At 57.4% G+C, this 15,763-nt stretch carries 16 protein-coding genes; 5 read left to right on the top strand and 11 right to left on the bottom strand.

Going from position 1 to position 15,763, the window contains the following annotated elements:
- Nucleotides 1–24 precede the first annotated feature (24 nt).
- Together ACR0LY_RS09920 and nth are read right to left on the bottom strand one after the other, a co-directional pair.
- Nucleotides 25–1,014: an adenosine kinase gene (locus tag ACR0LY_RS09920; RefSeq protein ID WP_170349786.1), complete on the bottom strand. Its 990-nt coding sequence runs from the start codon at nt 1,012–1,014 to the stop codon at nt 25–27.
- A complete protein-coding gene (gene nth, locus ACR0LY_RS09915) occupies nt 1,011–1,655 on the bottom strand; it encodes an endonuclease III (RefSeq protein ID WP_170349787.1) in 645 nt (214 codons plus the stop codon). The genes ACR0LY_RS09920 and nth overlap by 4 nt, the downstream gene beginning before the upstream one ends.
- A gap of 118 nt (nt 1,656–1,773) precedes the next feature.
- On the opposite strand from nth, the gene ACR0LY_RS09910 reads away from it, so the two are divergent.
- Nucleotides 1,774–2,625, top strand: coding sequence for a methylated-DNA--[protein]-cysteine S-methyltransferase (locus ACR0LY_RS09910; protein WP_170349788.1), 852 nt, complete (start codon nt 1,774–1,776; stop codon nt 2,623–2,625).
- A gap of 52 nt (nt 2,626–2,677) precedes the next feature.
- Here the strand turns inward: ACR0LY_RS09910 and ACR0LY_RS09905 are convergent, their stop codons facing one another.
- The gene (locus tag ACR0LY_RS09905; protein ID WP_170349789.1) at nt 2,678–4,117 is read right to left on the bottom strand and encodes an aldehyde dehydrogenase family protein; all 1,440 of its coding nucleotides are present in this window, start codon (nt 4,115–4,117) and stop codon (nt 2,678–2,680) included.
- Nucleotides 4,118–4,300: 183 nt separating this feature from the next.
- Here ACR0LY_RS09905 and ACR0LY_RS09900 point away from each other — a divergent pair, with 183 nt between their 5' ends.
- The gene (locus ACR0LY_RS09900; RefSeq protein ID WP_170349790.1) at nt 4,301–4,951 is read left to right on the top strand and encodes a peroxiredoxin; all 651 of its coding nucleotides are present in this window, start codon (nt 4,301–4,303) and stop codon (nt 4,949–4,951) included.
- 69 nt (nt 4,952–5,020) lie between these two features.
- On the opposite strand, the gene ACR0LY_RS09895 is transcribed toward ACR0LY_RS09900, so the two are convergent.
- The 4 genes from ACR0LY_RS09895 to ACR0LY_RS09880 all read right to left on the bottom strand — a co-directional run bounded on the left by ACR0LY_RS09895 (nt 5,021) and on the right by ACR0LY_RS09880 (nt 7,468).
- Entirely contained in the window at nt 5,021–5,752 is a 732-nt protein-coding gene (locus tag ACR0LY_RS09895; RefSeq protein WP_170349791.1) for a glycosyltransferase family 25 protein, read from the bottom strand.
- A 71-nt stretch (nt 5,753–5,823) separates the two neighbouring features.
- The gene (locus ACR0LY_RS09890) at nt 5,824–6,519 is read right to left on the bottom strand and encodes an outer membrane protein (RefSeq protein ID WP_480640849.1); all 696 of its coding nucleotides are present in this window, start codon (nt 6,517–6,519) and stop codon (nt 5,824–5,826) included.
- A gap of 125 nt (nt 6,520–6,644) precedes the next feature.
- The gene (locus tag ACR0LY_RS09885) at nt 6,645–7,172 is read right to left on the bottom strand and encodes a helix-turn-helix transcriptional regulator (protein WP_170349793.1); all 528 of its coding nucleotides are present in this window, start codon (nt 7,170–7,172) and stop codon (nt 6,645–6,647) included.
- Between the two features lie 23 nt (nt 7,173–7,195).
- Nucleotides 7,196–7,468 carry a PepSY domain-containing protein gene (locus ACR0LY_RS09880; RefSeq protein WP_170349794.1) on the bottom strand — a complete coding sequence of 91 codons (273 nt, stop codon included), beginning with the start codon at nt 7,466–7,468 and terminating at the stop codon, nt 7,196–7,198.
- A 252-nt stretch (nt 7,469–7,720) separates the two neighbouring features.
- Here ACR0LY_RS09880 and ACR0LY_RS09875 point away from each other — a divergent pair, with 252 nt between their 5' ends.
- Nucleotides 7,721–8,356 (top strand): DUF1326 domain-containing protein, encoded by a 636-nt coding sequence (locus tag ACR0LY_RS09875; protein WP_170349795.1) that lies wholly within the window; start codon nt 7,721–7,723, stop codon nt 8,354–8,356.
- A 52-nt stretch (nt 8,357–8,408) separates the two neighbouring features.
- On the opposite strand, the gene ACR0LY_RS09870 is transcribed toward ACR0LY_RS09875, so the two are convergent.
- Complete coding sequence (locus ACR0LY_RS09870; protein ID WP_170349796.1) at nt 8,409–8,747, bottom strand: NIPSNAP family protein; 339 nt, start codon at nt 8,745–8,747, stop codon at nt 8,409–8,411.
- A gap of 124 nt (nt 8,748–8,871) precedes the next feature.
- Nucleotides 8,872–11,022 carry a polyribonucleotide nucleotidyltransferase gene (gene pnp / locus ACR0LY_RS09865; protein ID WP_170349797.1) on the bottom strand — a complete coding sequence of 717 codons (2,151 nt, stop codon included), beginning with the start codon at nt 11,020–11,022 and terminating at the stop codon, nt 8,872–8,874.
- A 282-nt stretch (nt 11,023–11,304) separates the two neighbouring features.
- Here pnp and ACR0LY_RS09860 point away from each other — a divergent pair, with 282 nt between their 5' ends.
- A complete protein-coding gene (locus ACR0LY_RS09860) occupies nt 11,305–12,066 on the top strand; it encodes a DUF3299 domain-containing protein (protein ID WP_170349798.1) in 762 nt (253 codons plus the stop codon).
- 196 nt (nt 12,067–12,262) lie between these two features.
- On the top strand, nt 12,263–13,864 hold the full coding sequence (locus ACR0LY_RS09855) for a BCCT family transporter (RefSeq protein WP_170349799.1): 1,602 nt from the start codon (nt 12,263–12,265) through the stop codon (nt 13,862–13,864).
- Nucleotides 13,865–13,981: 117 nt separating this feature from the next.
- On the opposite strand, the gene ACR0LY_RS09850 is transcribed toward ACR0LY_RS09855, so the two are convergent.
- Together ACR0LY_RS09850 and rpsO are read right to left on the bottom strand one after the other, a co-directional pair.
- Nucleotides 13,982–15,103: a Hint domain-containing protein gene (locus tag ACR0LY_RS09850; protein WP_170349800.1), complete on the bottom strand. Its 1,122-nt coding sequence runs from the start codon at nt 15,101–15,103 to the stop codon at nt 13,982–13,984.
- A 254-nt stretch (nt 15,104–15,357) separates the two neighbouring features.
- A complete protein-coding gene (gene rpsO / locus ACR0LY_RS09845) occupies nt 15,358–15,627 on the bottom strand; it encodes a 30S ribosomal protein S15 (protein ID WP_008757925.1) in 270 nt (89 codons plus the stop codon).
- Nucleotides 15,628–15,763 lie beyond the last annotated feature (136 nt).

Genomic DNA, 15,763 nt, shown 5'->3' with positions numbered 1-15,763 from the left:
TGCCCTCTGTCCGGCCCTGACTTTTTACAGCAAGCCTGCGGCGCGCAGCAGTTCCTGCATATTTGCTTCGGGCCTTGGGCCGATATGGCTGATCACTTCACGGGCGCAGACATTGCCGATGCGGGCGCAGGTCTCATAATCGCGACCGGTGGCCATGCCATACAGGAATCCGGCGGCAAACTGGTCGCCCGCGCCGGTCGCGTCCACCGGCACCACCTTTTCCACCGGAACATCGGTGCGTTGGCCGTCATACAGAACCGTTACCCCGTCACCCGACCGGGTACACACGACCAGAGGGCAGATCGCGGCGGTCTTTGCCAGCGCCTCTTCCAGATCGTCGGTTTCGAACAGCGACTTGATCTCGGCCTCGTTGCCGATGACGAAATCCAGCTCGTTCTCGATCAGCAGCAGGAAATCGACGCGGTGACGTTCCACGCAGAACGGGTCCGAAATAGCGATGCCCGCCATTCCGCCGCCTTTGTGACAGTTTCGCGCAGCCTCAAGAAACGCCGCCTTGCCCTTTTCCTTGTCGAACAGATACCCCTCAAGGAACATAAGCTGGCTGTTGCCTGCCACGTCAGCAGAGACGTCCGCCGAGGACAACTCGGACGAAATCCCCAAATAGGTGTTCATCGACCGTTCCCCATCGGGCGAGACAAAGATCATTGAGCGCGAGGTCGGCAGTTCGCCACCCGGCACCGGTGGGTTCACGAAATCTACGCCATCCTCGTTCATCGCATCTGCATAGAACCGGCCCAGCGCGTCATCATGCACCCGCCCGATAAACGCGGCATCCAGCCCCAGTGCGCCGGCCCCGGCGATGGTATTTGCCACAGACCCGCCCGGCGTCTGAACCCGACCTTCCATCGAGGCATACAGCACCTCGCCGCGTTCCTGTTCGATCAGCTGCATGATGCCTTTTTCGATGCCCATCAGTTCCAGGAAACTGTCATCGGCCTGGGAAATCACGTCCACAACGGCGTTTCCGATGCCAACAAGCTGGTAGGTTTTCATAGGTTCTTGTCCTCAAATTCGCAGAGATCGCGGATGATACAGGTGCCGCACATGGGTTTGCGCGCCTTACAGTGATAGCGGCCATGCAGGATCAGCCAGTGATGTGCATGCAGCTGGAAATCGGTTGGAATGTTGTCTTCGATGGCACGCTCGACCGCGTCCACGTTTTTGCCCGGGCAGATGCCGCTGCGATTGCCGACACGAAAGATATGGGTGTCCACCGCCTGCGCCGGATAGCGCCACCACATGTTCAAAACCACATTCGCCGTCTTGCGCCCCACCCCCGGCAGTGATTGCAAGGCCGCACGGGAATTGGGAACCTCGCCGCCATAGTCTTCAACCAGAATACGGCTGAGCTTGATGACGTTCTTGGCCTTTTGCCGGAACAGGCCGATGGTCTTGATATGTTCGATCAGGCCGTCTTCGCCCAGATCCAGCATCTTTTGCGGGGTGTCGGCAACCTTGAACAACGCGCGCGTGGCTTTGTTGACGCCCGCGTCCGTCGCCTGCGCAGACAGCGCTACGGCCACGACCAAGGTGTAGACGTTCACATGCTCCAGCTCGCCCTTGGGTTCGGGGTCGGCGTCATGGAAACGCGTAAAGATCTCGCGGATCGTGTGATAGTCGAGTTGTTTTGCCATCCGGGCCTTAATGCCGCCCGCTGGCCCGTGACACAAGCCCAAAGCCAATGCGCAAGTTCCGGGTCGCTTGGACGTGGCCTGCGCGCTATGGTTTATCCCAGATAATGAGGTGAAAGACATGAACGTCCAGACTCCTGAAAGCGGCTATCACTACAACGTCATGCGACGCGCGATCGAGCTGATTGATCAGGGCGGAGAGCCCCTCAGCCTGGATGAGCTGGCCCGCCAGATGGACATGAGCCCGGCGCATTTCCAGCGCCTGTTCTCGCGCTGGACCGGCGTGTCACCGAAACGGTACCAGCAATACCTGACTTTGGGTCACGCTAAGGCGCTGTTGCGCGAACGGTTCACGACGCTGGAGACCGCCCACAATGTGGGTCTGTCCGGCTCTGGCCGCCTGCACGATTTGTTCCTGAAATGGGAATCCATGAGCCCCGGCGAATACGCCCGCAAAGGGTCAGGGCTGACGATCTATTGGGGTTGGTTCGAAAGCCCCTTTGGCCCCGCGCTGGTGATGGGTACCGACAAAGGCATTTGCGGCATGGCCTTCGGCGCCGAGACCGGTGAAGAAGACGCGATGGAGGATATGCTGTCGCGCTGGCCACAGGCGGACTTTGTCGAGGACCCGATGTGCCTGCGCCCGTGGGTGCTGAGCGCGTTTGGATCGGTCAGCGACCGCTTGGAGCCTACGCCCCTATACCTGATCGGCTCACCTCTGCAGATCAAGGTGTGGGAGGCGCTGATGCATATCCCTTCGGGCCAGGTCACCACCTATTCCGAGATCGCGCAGCGGGTAGGGTCCCCGCAAGCGGTGCGTGCGGTTGGCACGGCTGTAGGGCGCAACCCGGTCAGCTGGCTGATCCCCTGCCACCGGGCGCTGCGGAAATCTGGTGGGTTGGGGGGGTACCATTGGGGTCTGCCGGTCAAACGCGCCATGCTGGCCTATGAGGCTGCACAGGCGGAAGCCTGAAAACAGAGCGAGGCACCGTAAGGTGCCTCACAATTGGATTAATCAAACTTGATTACTCTGAGGCCCAGCCACCGACGGATTTGACTTCCAAAAAGTCCTCCAAGCCCCAAACGCCGCCTTCGCGTCCGTTGCCGGATTGCTTCATCCCACCAAACGGTGATCCGGCACTGCGTGACTGGCCATTCATTTCAACCATGCCCGACCGCAGCACCCGCGCCATACGATTGGCGCGCGCGGGGTCTTGTGTCTGGACATAGTTGGTCAGACCATAAGGCGTGTCATTGGCGATCTCGACGGCATCTTCTTCGGTGTCGAAGGGCATCATGGTCAGGACCGGGCCAAAGATTTCTTCACGCGCGATAGTCATCTGATTATTGGCGTCGGCAAAGACGGTGGGGCGGACGTAGTAGCCCTTGTTCAAACCCTCGGGCCGTCCGGTGCCGCCAGCAACCAGACGCGCGCCCTCATCAATGCCCTGTTGGATCAGGTCCTGAATCTTGGTCCATTGCACTTCGTTCACCACAGGGCCGATATGGCGACCTTCCTCAAGCGCGGGACCAACGGTGACTTTGTTGGCTACCTCTGCCGCAATCTCCACCGCCTGATCATAGATCGGGCGCTGGACCAGCATGCGGCTGGGCGCGTTGCAGCTTTGGCCGGTGTTGTTCATCATGTGCAGCACACCGCGTTTAACGGCCTTTTCATCGGCATCGGCAAAGATCACGTTCGCGCCTTTGCCGCCCAGTTCCAGATGCACTTTCTTCAGCGTTTCGGCCGCAGCCTTGGAAATCGCGGTTCCGGCACGGGTCGATCCGGTAAAGCTGACCATATCCACATCTGGGTGTGCCGAAAGTTGCGAGCCGACGCCCACCCCATCGCCGTTCACCAGATTGAACACGCCGGGCGGAAAGCCTGCGGCGTCCATCATCTCGGCAAAGATCATCGCGTTCAGCGGGCTTTGCTCGGACGGTTTCAGCACCATTGTGCAACCCGCAATTGCTGCCGCGCCGACCTTGAGCGTGATCTGGTTCATCGGCCAGTTCCACGGTGTGATCAGGGCCGCAACGCCGACTGCCTCGTGAATGATGCGGTCATTGGGGGCATGATCGCCCAGCGGGCGTTCGAATTGGAAATCCTTTGCAGCGCGGATGAAGTTCTTGAGGTGATAGATTCCCGCACCTGTCTGCGAACTGCGCGACATATCCAGTGGCGCGCCCATCTCAAGCGACATGGCCTGCGCCAGATCTTCCGAGCGGGTCTGGTAGACCTCAACGAGCTTCTCCATCAGTGCGATCCGTTCCGCAACAGGAGTGGCCATCCAGCTGGGCAGAGCCGCCTTGGCCGCAGCGACTGCGGCATCCGTATCGGCCTGCGCGCCCAACGAGATCACCGCGCAGGGTTCCTCGGACGAGGGGTTGATCACGTGAAAGTCATTGACCGCCGAGGGGGCGACCCACTGACCGTTGATATAGAAATCGCGTTTTTCGATCATGGCGCATCCTCCTGTGCCAACAGCCCGAAGCCGGGAATCGCGGCCACTCTGTCACCGGGGCAAGGGCACGGCAAGGAAAAATTTGATCAAATTATTTGACGCCCTTATGTGGTTTAACAATCGCGCAAAGTGTTTAGGTTTACGGCAACCGACTCGGGTTTTTCACAATAAAGGAGATTCGCCATGGGTTTGCGCATCAATGATACGGTTCCGAACTTCACTGCAGAGACGGATCAGGGCACCATTCAGTTCCATGATTGGATTGGTGACAGCTGGGCGATCCTGTTTTCGCACCCCAAAGATTTTACTCCTGTTTGCACCACTGAGTTTTCGGCTGTGGCGCAGCTGAATGACGAATGGGCGTCTCGCAATACCAAGGTTCTGGGCGTGTCGGTCGACGGGGTCGAGGATCACAAGAAGTGGAAAAAAGACATCGAGGCTTACGGCAACGCCAACCCCGGCTTTCCGATCATCGCCGATGACGGGCTGGCGGTGTCCAAGGCGTTCGACATGCTGCCAGCCGAGGCGTATCTGCCCGACGGTCGCACGCCTGCAGACAGCGCCACGGTGCGCTCGGTCTTTATAATCGGGCCGGACAAGCAGCTGAAACTTTCGATGACCTATCCGATGACCGTGGGCCGGAACTTTGCCGAGATTCTGCGCGCGCTGGACGGATTGCAGATGTCGGCCAAGGGCGTTGCGACGCCTGCCAACTGGGTGCCGGGTGAAGACGTGATCATCCCGCCTGCCGTGTCCAACGACGAAGCGAAAGAAAAGTTCGGCGAGTTCGAAACGATCTTTCCCTATCTGCGCAAGACCAAGGCACCGTCGTAAGGCGGCACCGGGTCCGGGGGGCTGTCTGCCCCCCTCGCGCCTAACGGCGTACTTCCCCCGAAGGTATCTTCAACCAGATGAAGTACGCGGGCGCTGCGGGTGCAGGTGCAGCTTTGCCCGATAAGCGGCGCGTTTGAATTCGCGGGTCAGTTTATCCGACAGTGGCGGTTTGGTTTGGATGGTCGACCCACCGATTTCGCGCGCCACCTCTTGATTGCCACTGCCCAGCAGGGCGTGGATGGGTTGGCCGGTCAGCCAGTGCATTTGCATGAAGGTATCTACCGGGCGGTCAATCTGTTCGGTGGCGGCAAGCAATCGTTTGGCCGCGTGTCGACCCACCATCTGACAGACGCATTGCAACCCGATCACCTTGGGCAGGATCAGCCGAAGCCCGTTCTGTTCGGCCAGAGTCTGAACCGGGACCTCGCGCTGCTTTACCGGAATGCGGATATAATGGTCGGGTGTGGCGATCGGGGCCAGAACCTTGAGCGTCTCGGCCATGCGGGCGGGGTCGATACGCAGGTCATCTTCGGTGATGATGGCCAGATCAATTTCTTCATCGACCAGCTTGCGCCAGATGCGGCGATGGCTTTCGAACACGCCGATTTCAGCCGGACGCAAAGCAAAGGGGTAATGCGGGCGGTGCAGATTGCCGGGATGAAGCTGAACACCGGCGATCTGGTCGGGATCACGGCCATTCACGGCCTCGAACAGTTCGGCATTTGGCAGATCGGCGCACAGCTTGTCGGCATTGGGTCGCCGGGTGGTGCTAGAGGACATATGGATGATAAAGGATCGCATGATCCCGTGCATAGAACACGGGACCATGCGGGGGAAGAGGAACCGGATAGAAACTCTGCCCCCGTGCGCACTCAGAACCCGTAGCGCAGGCCGACATTGACGCTGAACGTGTCGATATCGTCTTCGACAGAGCCGGTGGAGGCTCCGTTGGGTGCCACGCGGTTGGTTGAGACGTCGAAGGCGCGAGAATAGCGGGTATCGAGGGTTAATGCAGTGGTTTCGTTGACCTCATAAGCCACGCCGGCGATGACTTGGGCTGCAAAATTCGTCTCACTGTCGTCCAGCCGCACGCCCGGCCCGTAAGAGATGTCGATATCGGAATAGGTTACGCCAAGACCCAGACCCACATAGGGTGTGAAAGCGCTGTTTTGCTTGATGTCGAATAGCACATTGCCAAACAGCGAGGTCTGCGTGATATCGCCCGATGTATTCCCCTCATTTCCGGAGCCGTTGCCCGAGAAATTGACGCCGTCCACGTCGTTTTCGCGGTAGGACAATTCCAGTTCGACCCGGGTGCCGATGCGGTCATTAGACCATTGTGGAATTTCCTTGCCAACGGCGATACCCAGCCCATAGCCCGCGTCAAAATCGGTGTCCACGGATTGTGGCGATCCGTTGACCGTGCCGCCGAAGTCGCTGTCTTGCAATTGGCTGTAGCCTGCGAAGCCTTGAATATAAAGGCCATCAGTCAGGCTTTGGGCAGCCAGTGCCGACGCGCTGACCGTCAGGGCCGCCGAGGCGAGAATGAGACGAGAAACCATAACCATGTCCTTTGTTCCGAATTGGGTACAAGGCACATGTGGGCAATTGAGACGCGAAAAGAAGGCGCTGGAGCTTCACGTTGAGTCACAGGTTATTTGCACGGTGTGAGTGAATAAATCCGCCTTGAATTTCAGATTTGATCTTTTCTGGGCTTGGGCGCTTTGGCCTCGTTCATCAGGGGGGCGGTCAAAAGCTCTTCGACAAAGAAACTGAGCAGTTGAAGCCGTCCCGTGACATCTGCCTTACGATAAATCGCTGCGCTTTGTGCCTTGATCGTCCCTTCTTTGGTCTGCCTGAGTTCGGCGATTTCTGCGATGGACAGCCCTTTGATGGACAGCAGCGCGACATCACGTTCAGCGTCGCTGAGTTGCCATTCGCTGAACTGGTTGTCGATGATTTGGGCAAAGGCACCCTGCGCCACACCAAGCTGACGCTGCATTTCGCGCACGCGCCGATTTTGCGTGCGTATCAGGGTAATGGTTGCGGCCAGTCCCCCCATCAGCGCCAGCGACAGGACCAGTTCAAACCCGTGCAGATGGCGGAACCCGGCACTTTCGCCTCCGGTCCAATCCAGGACTGCGTCGGTCAAGAAAAAGGCGGCGCAGAGGGCCTGCACCACCAGAAGGAGCCAGAGTAAAGACGTCTGTGAGAGCTTCATGGCGCTCCTTTGATATCGCGCGGTCAGTCGTCGTCTTTTTCGATTTCGATGGCGGTCACCTCGCCATCCGTTTCGGTCAGGACCAGTTCAGTTTCCACGCCATCCTTGCTGAGTTCAACCTCGATCTCACCATCTTCGAATTCGATCTCTTCGATCTGGTACCCCTGCGCCTCTAGGGTCGACCGGATTTCGGCCTCGCTGGTTCCCAGTTTGTCGCCAAGCCCTACGTTGGCCAGAGCCAGGGCCGGGGCAGTTACGATCAGGCCGGTCAGTGTCAGCATCTTGAAGGTTTCCATATCGCATCTCCTTTTGTGCATTGCGTCGATGCGATCGAACTGGGGATGGCCCCCGGCTGCTGCGATTGGATTTTGGTTGAAACTGGCGGGTTTAAACCAAGGTTTACGCCGCAATTTCAACGAAACAGGGGCATTTAGGCCTTACGGTTCTGAACGCAACCAATTTGTGGTAGGGTGTTGTCGGGGGAATAATCTACAGGCATGCGACCAACGACGTCGGGATTTTCAGACTGTGTATAACAGGAGAAGACGATGGGTTTTACTGATTGGTACATTGAAGGCGATGCTTTTGGGAACTGCAACTGCGGGTATGCATGCCCTTGCCAGTTCGAAGAATTGCCAACCCATGGCCATTGCCGCGGGTTTGAAGTGTTGGAAGTTTCAAAGGGGCATTTTGGCGACACGGATCTAAGTGGTACGAAGGCTGCTCTTATCTATGCCTGGCCGGGTCCCATTTTCGAGGGCGGCGGTGAGATGCAGGTGATCATCGATCCAAGTGCCTCGGACGCCCAACGCGCCGCATTGGAAAAGGTCTTTCACGGCGAAGAGACCGAGGAAATGGCGACCCACTGGCATGTTTTCCGTACGATGTGCGACAACGTTCATGAGACTCTGTATGTGCCGATTGATTTTGAGATGGACATGGACGGGCGTACGGCCCAGGTCACCATCGGGGATGTGCTGAAATCTACCGGCGAACCGATTCAGGCACCGCATGGCGGTGGCCCGCATCGCGTACGGATCGATATCCCCGGCGGTATCGAATTCACCCTGGCCGAGATCGGCAGCGCGTCGACCAAGGCAGACGCGGCGATCAAACTGGACCTGAACGACAGCTACGGCCAATGGCATATCATGAAGCACGGGCCGTCAGGGGTGGCGCACTGATTGTTGAGCAGCGCCGCATTTGTCCAAAACCCGAATTGCGGCGCAGTTCCCACTACATATCGAGTGTTCGAGCGCCTTTGAATGTCTCGAACCCGTTGGTTGTCTCGGTCAGTTCTGCCTCGTAATGGGCAATCATTGACATTGCGATGGGCTCGATCTGCTCGTGCCAGACTGGCCCTTCGTAGAAGTCATTCTTTAACCGCTCTCTTGCTTCCAAAGAGGGGAAAGCGCGCATCCAGTGTACTTTGTTGGCATCCTCCAGATCGCGGAGTGGCCCAAAAACAAGCATGCCTGCATCGCGCAGAGCAGAGCGGTTATGCTTTTCAAAAAAAGCAATAAATTCCTCCCGGAGGCCGGGTTTCAGCGTGTAATGACGAATTTCCAGGATCATTGCATTGCCTCACAGAAGAACTCTTTAACTGTCGCCATGGTTCGAGGACGTTTCAAGGGCAGCCCAAACAAAAAAAGACCCCGGCTGAAACCGGGGTCTTTCCTGTTCGAAATAGAAAGGCAGATTACTCTGCGCTTTCCTCTTTCTTTTCTTTCTTCTCGGGAACGATCTCTTCACCGGTTTCCTGATCGACCACTTTCATCGACAGGCGCACCTTGCCGCGATCGTCAAAGCCCAGCAGCTTGACTTTCACTTCCTGACCTTCCTTCAGAACATCTGACGGATGGTTCAGGCGGCGGTTTTCGATTTGGGACACGTGGACCAGACCGTCGCGCTTGCCAAAGAAATTCACAAAGGCACCGAAGTCGACGATCTTGACCACTTTACCGGTATAGATCTGGCCCTCTTCGGGTTCTGCGACGATCGAGTGGATCATCTCATAGGCCTTCTTGATCGATTCACCGTCGGGCGAGGCGATCTTGATCACGCCGTCGTCGTTGATGTCGACCTTAGCACCCGACACTTCGACGATTTCGCGGATGACCTTACCGCCCGAGCCGATCACTTCACGGATCTTGTCGGTCGGGATGTTCATGGTCTCGATGCGCGGTGCGTGGACCGAGAATTCGTTGGTTTCGGACAGGGCTTTGCCCATCTCGCCCAGGATGTGCATCCGGCCGTCCTTGGCTTGCGCCAGGGCTTTTTCCATGATCTCGGGTGTGATGCCCGCAACCTTGATGTCCATCTGCAGCGAGGTGATGCCGTTTTCGGTACCCGCCACTTTGAAGTCCATGTCGCCCAGGTGGTCTTCGTCACCCAGAATGTCCGACAGGATGGCATAGTTGCCGTCATCTTCCAGGATCAGACCCATGGCCACACCGGCAACCGGTGCTTTCAGCGGAACGCCCGCATCCATCATCGACAGCGAGCCGCCGCAGACCGACGCCATCGAGCTGGAGCCGTTGGATTCGGTGATCTCCGACACGATGCGGATCGTGTAGGGGAAGTCGGTCGCCGCAGGCAGAACCGCCTGCAAAGCGCGCCATGCCAGCTTGCCGTGGCCAATCTCACGACGGCCGGGGCCACCAACGCGGCCAACTTCACCTACCGAATACGGAGGAAAGTTGTAGTGCAGCAGGAAGTTCGATTTGAAGTTGCCGTGCAGCGCGTCGATGAACTGTTCGTCGTCGCCGGTGCCCAGTGTGGTCACGGCCAGCGCCTGTGTTTCACCACGGGTGAACAGCGCGGAACCGTGCGTACGCGGCAGCATCGAGGTTTCTGCAACGATCGAGCGGATATCGGTGGTCGAGCGACCATCGATCCGCTTGCCGCCTTTGACGACGTCGCCGCGCAGAATACCTGCTTCCAGCTTTTTCATTGCCGAACCGAGGTTGCCGTCTTCCAACTGCTCTTCGGTCAACGCTTCCTTGATCGCTTCACGGGCAGCGGCAACAGCGGCGGTGCGCTCCTGCTTGTCGGTGATTGCGAAGGCGGCGCGCATCTGCTCTTCACCGGCGGCCTTAACGGCAGCTGACAGTTCGGAGTAATCCGGCGCCTGGAAATCGAACGGCTCTTTCGCGGCTTCTTCGGCCAGCGAGATGATCAGGTCGATGACCGGCTGAATCTGCTCATGCGCAAAGTTGACCGCGCCCAGCATTTCCGCCTCGGACAGCTCGTAGGCTTCCGATTCCACCATCATCACGGCGTCTTTGGTGCCAGCAACAACCAGATCCAGACGCTGTTCGGGGTTCAGGCGCAGGTCCTGCATATCGTCGACGGTCGGGTTCAGGACGTATTCGCCATCCTCAAACCCAACACGGGCACCGGCGATCGGGCCACGGAACGGCGCACCGGAAATGGTCAACGCAGCCGACGCAGCGATCATCGCGACGATGTCGGGGTCGTTGACGAGATCGTGGCTGAGGACGGTACACATCACCAGAACTTCGTTCTTGAAGCCGTCAACGAACAGCGGGCGGATCGGACGGTCGATCAGACGCGCGGTCAGCGTCTCTTTCTCGGTCGGGCGCGCCTCGCGCTTGAAGAAGCCACCCGGAACCTTACCGGCGGCATAGTATTTTTCCTGATAATGCACGGTCAGCGGGAAAAAGTCCTGACCGGGTTTTTGTGCCCGCGCAAAGGTCACGTTTGCCATGACGCTGGTTTCGCCCAGCGTGGCAATCACGCTGCCGTCCGCCTGACGGGCAACTTTGCCGGTTTCCAGTGTCAGCGTCTCTTCGCCCCACTGCATAGATTTCTTTGTTACATCAAACATATGCGTATCCTAGATGGGAGCGCTCCCGGCCCTCCGGGTCTCCCGTTTGCATGGCGGCCCCATTGCCGCCGACCCCATTTTAACTTTCGTCTGAGTGCCAGGGTCAGGGCACAACGTCTCAGATATCGCGCGCATACATGAGATTGCGCCCAAAGGAAAGCGAAACCGAACCGGGTTGGCGGTCTGCCGCCCTGCTGAATTCGTGATGATGCCGGCATGGACCTGGGGTGGTACAGGCCGCTAAGGTACGGGGGCATTTCGGGTTTCGGGCGGAGAATGCAGATGACGGCCTGGCTAAGGATTATACCGCTGGCATTGCTGGGTTTCATCGGCCCGGTTTCGGCCGCGCCAGGTGCTGCGTTAGATTGGGCCGCGCTGCCGGACCCGTCGGTCCAGACCTATGACGACCCTTTTCGCGCGCTTACCCCCGAGCAATTTGATGATCTGTTATTCGCGGTCCGCCTGCGCAGCAGATTGCAGCAAGACGTCGGCAGCGCGGAAGACCGCCAGAAATGGCAATCACTTCTGATGGAAACCGAAGATGCCCTTGCCGCCGACCAGATTGACGTCGACTGGCTGCTGTCCCAGCGCGAATACGTGTCCGAGCGCCGAAACAGGGCCAACACAAGCGGCAATCCCGGTCTTGACGGTCAGACGGTGACCCTGATGGGTTATGCCATTCCTGCGCCATCGGATGAAGATGGCCAATCGGTGGCTTATCTGGTGCCTATGCCCGGCATGTGCAGTCACCTGCCACCACCCGCGCCGAACCAGATGATCCGGTTGAAATTGCGCAACGGCTGGACACCGGCCTATACGCATGAGCCGGTGCGCCTGACTGGGCAACTGTTAATCGATCCTTCGGACCATGAGATGAACGTCGTTGACGGGCTAATGCCGATGCGTGCCACATTCCGAATGGATGTCGACCTTGTCGAGACGCTGGAAAATCAAGAGGGTCAATCCACCTGGACGCCATCCCTAAGGGACCGGTTGCGCGCGGCGGGCAGTCGTAAAACCCGTGGGGCGCCGTTACAGGATTAATTACCCGTTTTTCCGTTTTTGGCAGTAAAACCCCGAAAATTGCGCGGATTTTGCGAAATTTTGATGATCGTGTAAGCTCTTACCAGAAGACTCGCGGTCGACATGACGGGAAACGCGCCAAGGGAAAACCAGAAAACTTGCCGTCCACCGACCGAAGACCTTGGCGTTTGCACGCAGCAAACTGAGGGAAAGTCGAATGGCACAAACCAAGAAAATGCTGGATCCAGATCCACGGATCTATGATTTTGAGACCGAATATGAGCTGGGCCAGGATAATGTCAGGCCTTTCGGGCTGGATATCCACAACCCGGTCTTTCTGATCTCTAGTATCCTGATCTTTGCCTTTGTTCTGATCGCCTTAGCCAACCAAGAGGCCGCAGCGACGTTCTTTGGCTGGCTCCGGCCCTGGCTGACAAGCACGTTTGATTGGTTCCTGGTCCTGTCCGTGGATGCGATCACGCTGTTCTGCCTGGTGCTGATCATCCTGCCCGTGGGCAAGGTTCGGATTGGCGGCAAAGACGCCAAGCCCGATTATTCCTATGCAGGCTGGATCGCGATGATGTTCGCCGCCGGCATCGGCATCGGTCTGCTGTTCTTTGGAGTGATGGAGCCGGTCTATTACAACTTTGCCGAGGACGGTAATGCCGTGCCACTAGGCATTGATATCGCAGTGCCGGGCAACGAATATGCCGGTATCGTCGGCACCATCCACCACTGGGGCCTTGAAGGTTGGGCGGTGTACGCCGCGGTTGGCCTTAGCCTTGCAATCTTCAGTTACAATTTGGGCCTACCGTTGACCCTTCGGTCTGCGTTCTACCCGATCCTGGGTGAGCGAGTCTGGGGCTGGTGGGGCCATTTCATCGATACGTTGGCCGTCTTTGCCACCCTTTTCGGCCTGACCACATCATTGGGTCTGGGCGCGCAGCAGGTTGCGGCGGGGCTGTACGAAGTGTTCGGCATCGAATCCAGCCCGACCGTCGTTGTCCTGCTTATTATTGGCATCACCATGATTGCACTGGGCTCAGTCCTGATGGGTATGGATGCAGGCGTCAAACGGCTGAGTGAGATCAACATGATCATGGCCGTAGGGCTGTTCATTTTCGTCATTGTTGTCACCGGAATTGGCACAGCCATCTCACGGTATTTCAACGTGATGACGGATTATGTGCTGCACCTGCCAGCGCTGTCCAACCCATTCGGACGTGAGGATACCAGCTACTTCCATGGCTGGACCACCTTCTACTGGGCGTGGTGGATCGCATGGTCACCGTTTGTGGGCATGTTTATTGCCCGTATCTCGAAGGGCCGCACGGTACGTGAATTCGTCATCTGCGCCCTGCTTGCGCCGACAGCGGTTTGCGCCCTGTGGATGTCGACATTTGGCGGTGCAGCCATCGATATGCTGAATGCGGGCGGAGCGGAAGGTGTTCGCGCCACGGTGATCGACAGTTATGCCCCCGAAGGCGCGCTGTTCGGCTTCCTGAAAGAGCTGCCGCTGTATAGCATCGTGGCCCCAATTGCGCTGGTCCTGATCGTGGTGTTCTTTGTGACCTCGTCGGACTCGGGTTCGCTGGTGATCGACACGATCACGGCGGGCGGCAAGATGGACGCCCCCGTCATCCAGCGCGTGTTCTGGTGTACGCTCGAAGGTCTGGTCGCCATCGCATTGCTGCTGGGCGGTGGCCTTGCCGCCTTGCAAGGCGCAGCGGTGTCGACAGGTATCCCCTTCACGCTGGTGGTTCTGATCATGTGCTATTGCCTATGGCTGGCACTGAAATCAGAGAAGGCGAAGATGTGAGGTAATCCCTGACACAACGGAAGCGCTCGCCATCAGGCGGGCGTTTTTTTGTTGCGCCTTAGGTCGGTTCTCGGCCTAAAATCTGAAAGCTTTGTTTTGCTATCAAATAGAAGAATTCTAAGCGGGGAATTCGCCGAACAGAGGTTTTTGATTGCTCTGATGCCGCTGGACAAGCTTTCGCATTTGTTTGCCCTTTTGGGGAATATAGCGTGCCGACAGCGCCTGAACCTGCGGGTCGCCGCATCCGGGAAACAAATCCATTATCTCTTGCCGGGCCTCTTCCGAGACTGATTTTATGGCTTCTGGCCCTGTAAAAAGGCTTTCCGTTGGTGTGCCGTTGGACCAGATGATTTCATGCGTATCGAACAGAAGATGGAAATACACCACCCCGTCTGATGTGTTTTCCAGTGTCTCAACGCCGTCAAGCGGAAGAAGCTTGTTCGCCGGGATCAAGATATCCTTACAATCAAACATGCGCAGAGCGACCGTTGAGGAAACAAGAACACGATGCTGTGGTGAGACGACAAGATCCTGCTTGGGGTATCCTGCCCCCAAGGCACCGGCGCGGATCAGAATCGGTTTAAGTCTCGGCTGGGCCTCCAGTTCAGCGTTGCTGAGACAGCGTGACCCGATCCATCGGATAGGTTTATGGCCATGATCATAGGTCAGAACCTGATCTGACACTTGCAGGTCCTCGACCCGCCTTGGACCCTGAAGCGTTTCAATAAGGGTTCCGGACGCAAAGCATAGCACGTCCACAAACTCGCCGCTTGCGTTTGTTGGGCCCGTTTGTGACTGGTTGATGTCAATTTCGTTTTGCCCGCTATCATTCCAAGCCGCAGCAATTGCATCGGTGTTTACGGTCAATCCATTGAACAGCGCCAGCGGTTCCAGCGGCCCGTTGTTCACCTTCACACCAAACAGCGCGATGGTTCCGTCCGGATTTACCTCTAACCGGACGACGGGTTCCCCATTCGTGTTTCCCAGCTGCCAAACGGCAGGTGTGTCGATCTCATACCTGTCACCGTCAGCAAACTGAACCGTTTGGCCCGCGGTTCCAGGTATCTGAAATTGAAGCTCATTTGGGGCTCCGGCAGGCCCGCCGACAAACAGATCGACGTCATTGATCTGAAGACTGAAACTGTTGTCCAGACTATCGAAGTCAATAACGAATCCGCCACCAGGGGACGTATCTGTAAAGTCGGTGGAGCCACCACCACTGATGCTGAAGTCTGTCATTTAATTTCTTCGGTCCCAAATCTTACGCGGACACAAAATCCATGTGCGGGGGTTCAATCAAGGCCGCAATGAGGTCATTTCGCGGCATCGGGAAAGTGTGTTCCGACGCTAAAGTTGGCGAAGTGTAAAGAAAAACTGTATCCGTTTCAGCACGTTCGCGATTCATGCGCTTTACCATCACTGGCAAGAGTAAAACAAAAAAACGCCCGCCAAAAAGGCGGGCGTCTGAATTGTACCAGCTGTACAGTCCGATCTTAACGGCGGATGCCCAGCTTTTTGATCAGGTCCTGATAGCGTGCTTCTTCCTTGCCCTTCAGGTAGTCCAGCAGCTTACGGCGCTGGGCGACCATTTTCAGCAGACCGCGACGACCGTGGTTGTCTTTTTTGTGGGTCTTGAAGTGCTCGGTCAGGGTGGTGATGCGCGAGGTCAGGATAGCAACTTGGACTTCTGGCGAACCGGTGTCGCCGTCCTTGGTTGCGAATTCTTTCATAACGCGTGCTTTTTCAGCGGCAGTAATCGACATCGGGGTCTCCTTTAAAAGGTTAGAGTTGATGGCACAGGCCGGGATGTCGTCCAGCACAGGCCCATGGAGAAGACCGCACCGATTCCGATGCGGATGCGCGCGTATAAGCGTAATTTTGGCGAATGGCAAAAGGATT

The sequence above is a fragment of the Ruegeria sp. BC5 genome (assembly GCF_056539205.1).
This window is presented reverse-complemented; position numbering and strand designations above follow the sequence as displayed.

Excerpts from the sequence above, each read along its gene's own strand:
- ACR0LY_RS09920 (WP_170349786.1), bottom strand. The coding sequence starts at position 1,014 with ATGAAAACCTACCAGCTTGTTGGCATCGGAAACGCCGTTGTGGACGTG.
- nth (WP_170349787.1), bottom strand. The coding sequence starts at position 1,655 with ATGGCAAAACAACTCGACTATCACACGATCCGCGAGATCTTTACGCGT.
- ACR0LY_RS09910 (WP_170349788.1), top strand. The coding sequence starts at position 1,774 with ATGAACGTCCAGACTCCTGAAAGCGGCTATCACTACAACGTCATGCGA.
- ACR0LY_RS09905 (WP_170349789.1), bottom strand. The coding sequence starts at position 4,117 with ATGATCGAAAAACGCGATTTCTATATCAACGGTCAGTGGGTCGCCCCC.
- ACR0LY_RS09900 (WP_170349790.1), top strand. The coding sequence starts at position 4,301 with ATGGGTTTGCGCATCAATGATACGGTTCCGAACTTCACTGCAGAGACG.
- ACR0LY_RS09895 (WP_170349791.1), bottom strand. The coding sequence starts at position 5,752 with ATGCGATCCTTTATCATCCATATGTCCTCTAGCACCACCCGGCGACCC.
- ACR0LY_RS09890 (WP_480640849.1), bottom strand. The coding sequence starts at position 6,519 with ATGGTTATGGTTTCTCGTCTCATTCTCGCCTCGGCGGCCCTGACGGTC.
- ACR0LY_RS09885 (WP_170349793.1), bottom strand. The coding sequence starts at position 7,172 with ATGAAGCTCTCACAGACGTCTTTACTCTGGCTCCTTCTGGTGGTGCAG.
- ACR0LY_RS09880 (WP_170349794.1), bottom strand. The coding sequence starts at position 7,468 with ATGGAAACCTTCAAGATGCTGACACTGACCGGCCTGATCGTAACTGCC.
- ACR0LY_RS09875 (WP_170349795.1), top strand. The coding sequence starts at position 7,721 with ATGGGTTTTACTGATTGGTACATTGAAGGCGATGCTTTTGGGAACTGC.
- ACR0LY_RS09870 (WP_170349796.1), bottom strand. The coding sequence starts at position 8,747 with ATGATCCTGGAAATTCGTCATTACACGCTGAAACCCGGCCTCCGGGAG.
- pnp (WP_170349797.1), bottom strand. The coding sequence starts at position 11,022 with ATGTTTGATGTAACAAAGAAATCTATGCAGTGGGGCGAAGAGACGCTG.
- ACR0LY_RS09860 (WP_170349798.1), top strand. The coding sequence starts at position 11,305 with ATGACGGCCTGGCTAAGGATTATACCGCTGGCATTGCTGGGTTTCATC.
- ACR0LY_RS09855 (WP_170349799.1), top strand. The coding sequence starts at position 12,263 with ATGGCACAAACCAAGAAAATGCTGGATCCAGATCCACGGATCTATGAT.
- ACR0LY_RS09850 (WP_170349800.1), bottom strand. The coding sequence starts at position 15,103 with ATGACAGACTTCAGCATCAGTGGTGGTGGCTCCACCGACTTTACAGAT.
- rpsO (WP_008757925.1), bottom strand. The coding sequence starts at position 15,627 with ATGTCGATTACTGCCGCTGAAAAAGCACGCGTTATGAAAGAATTCGCA.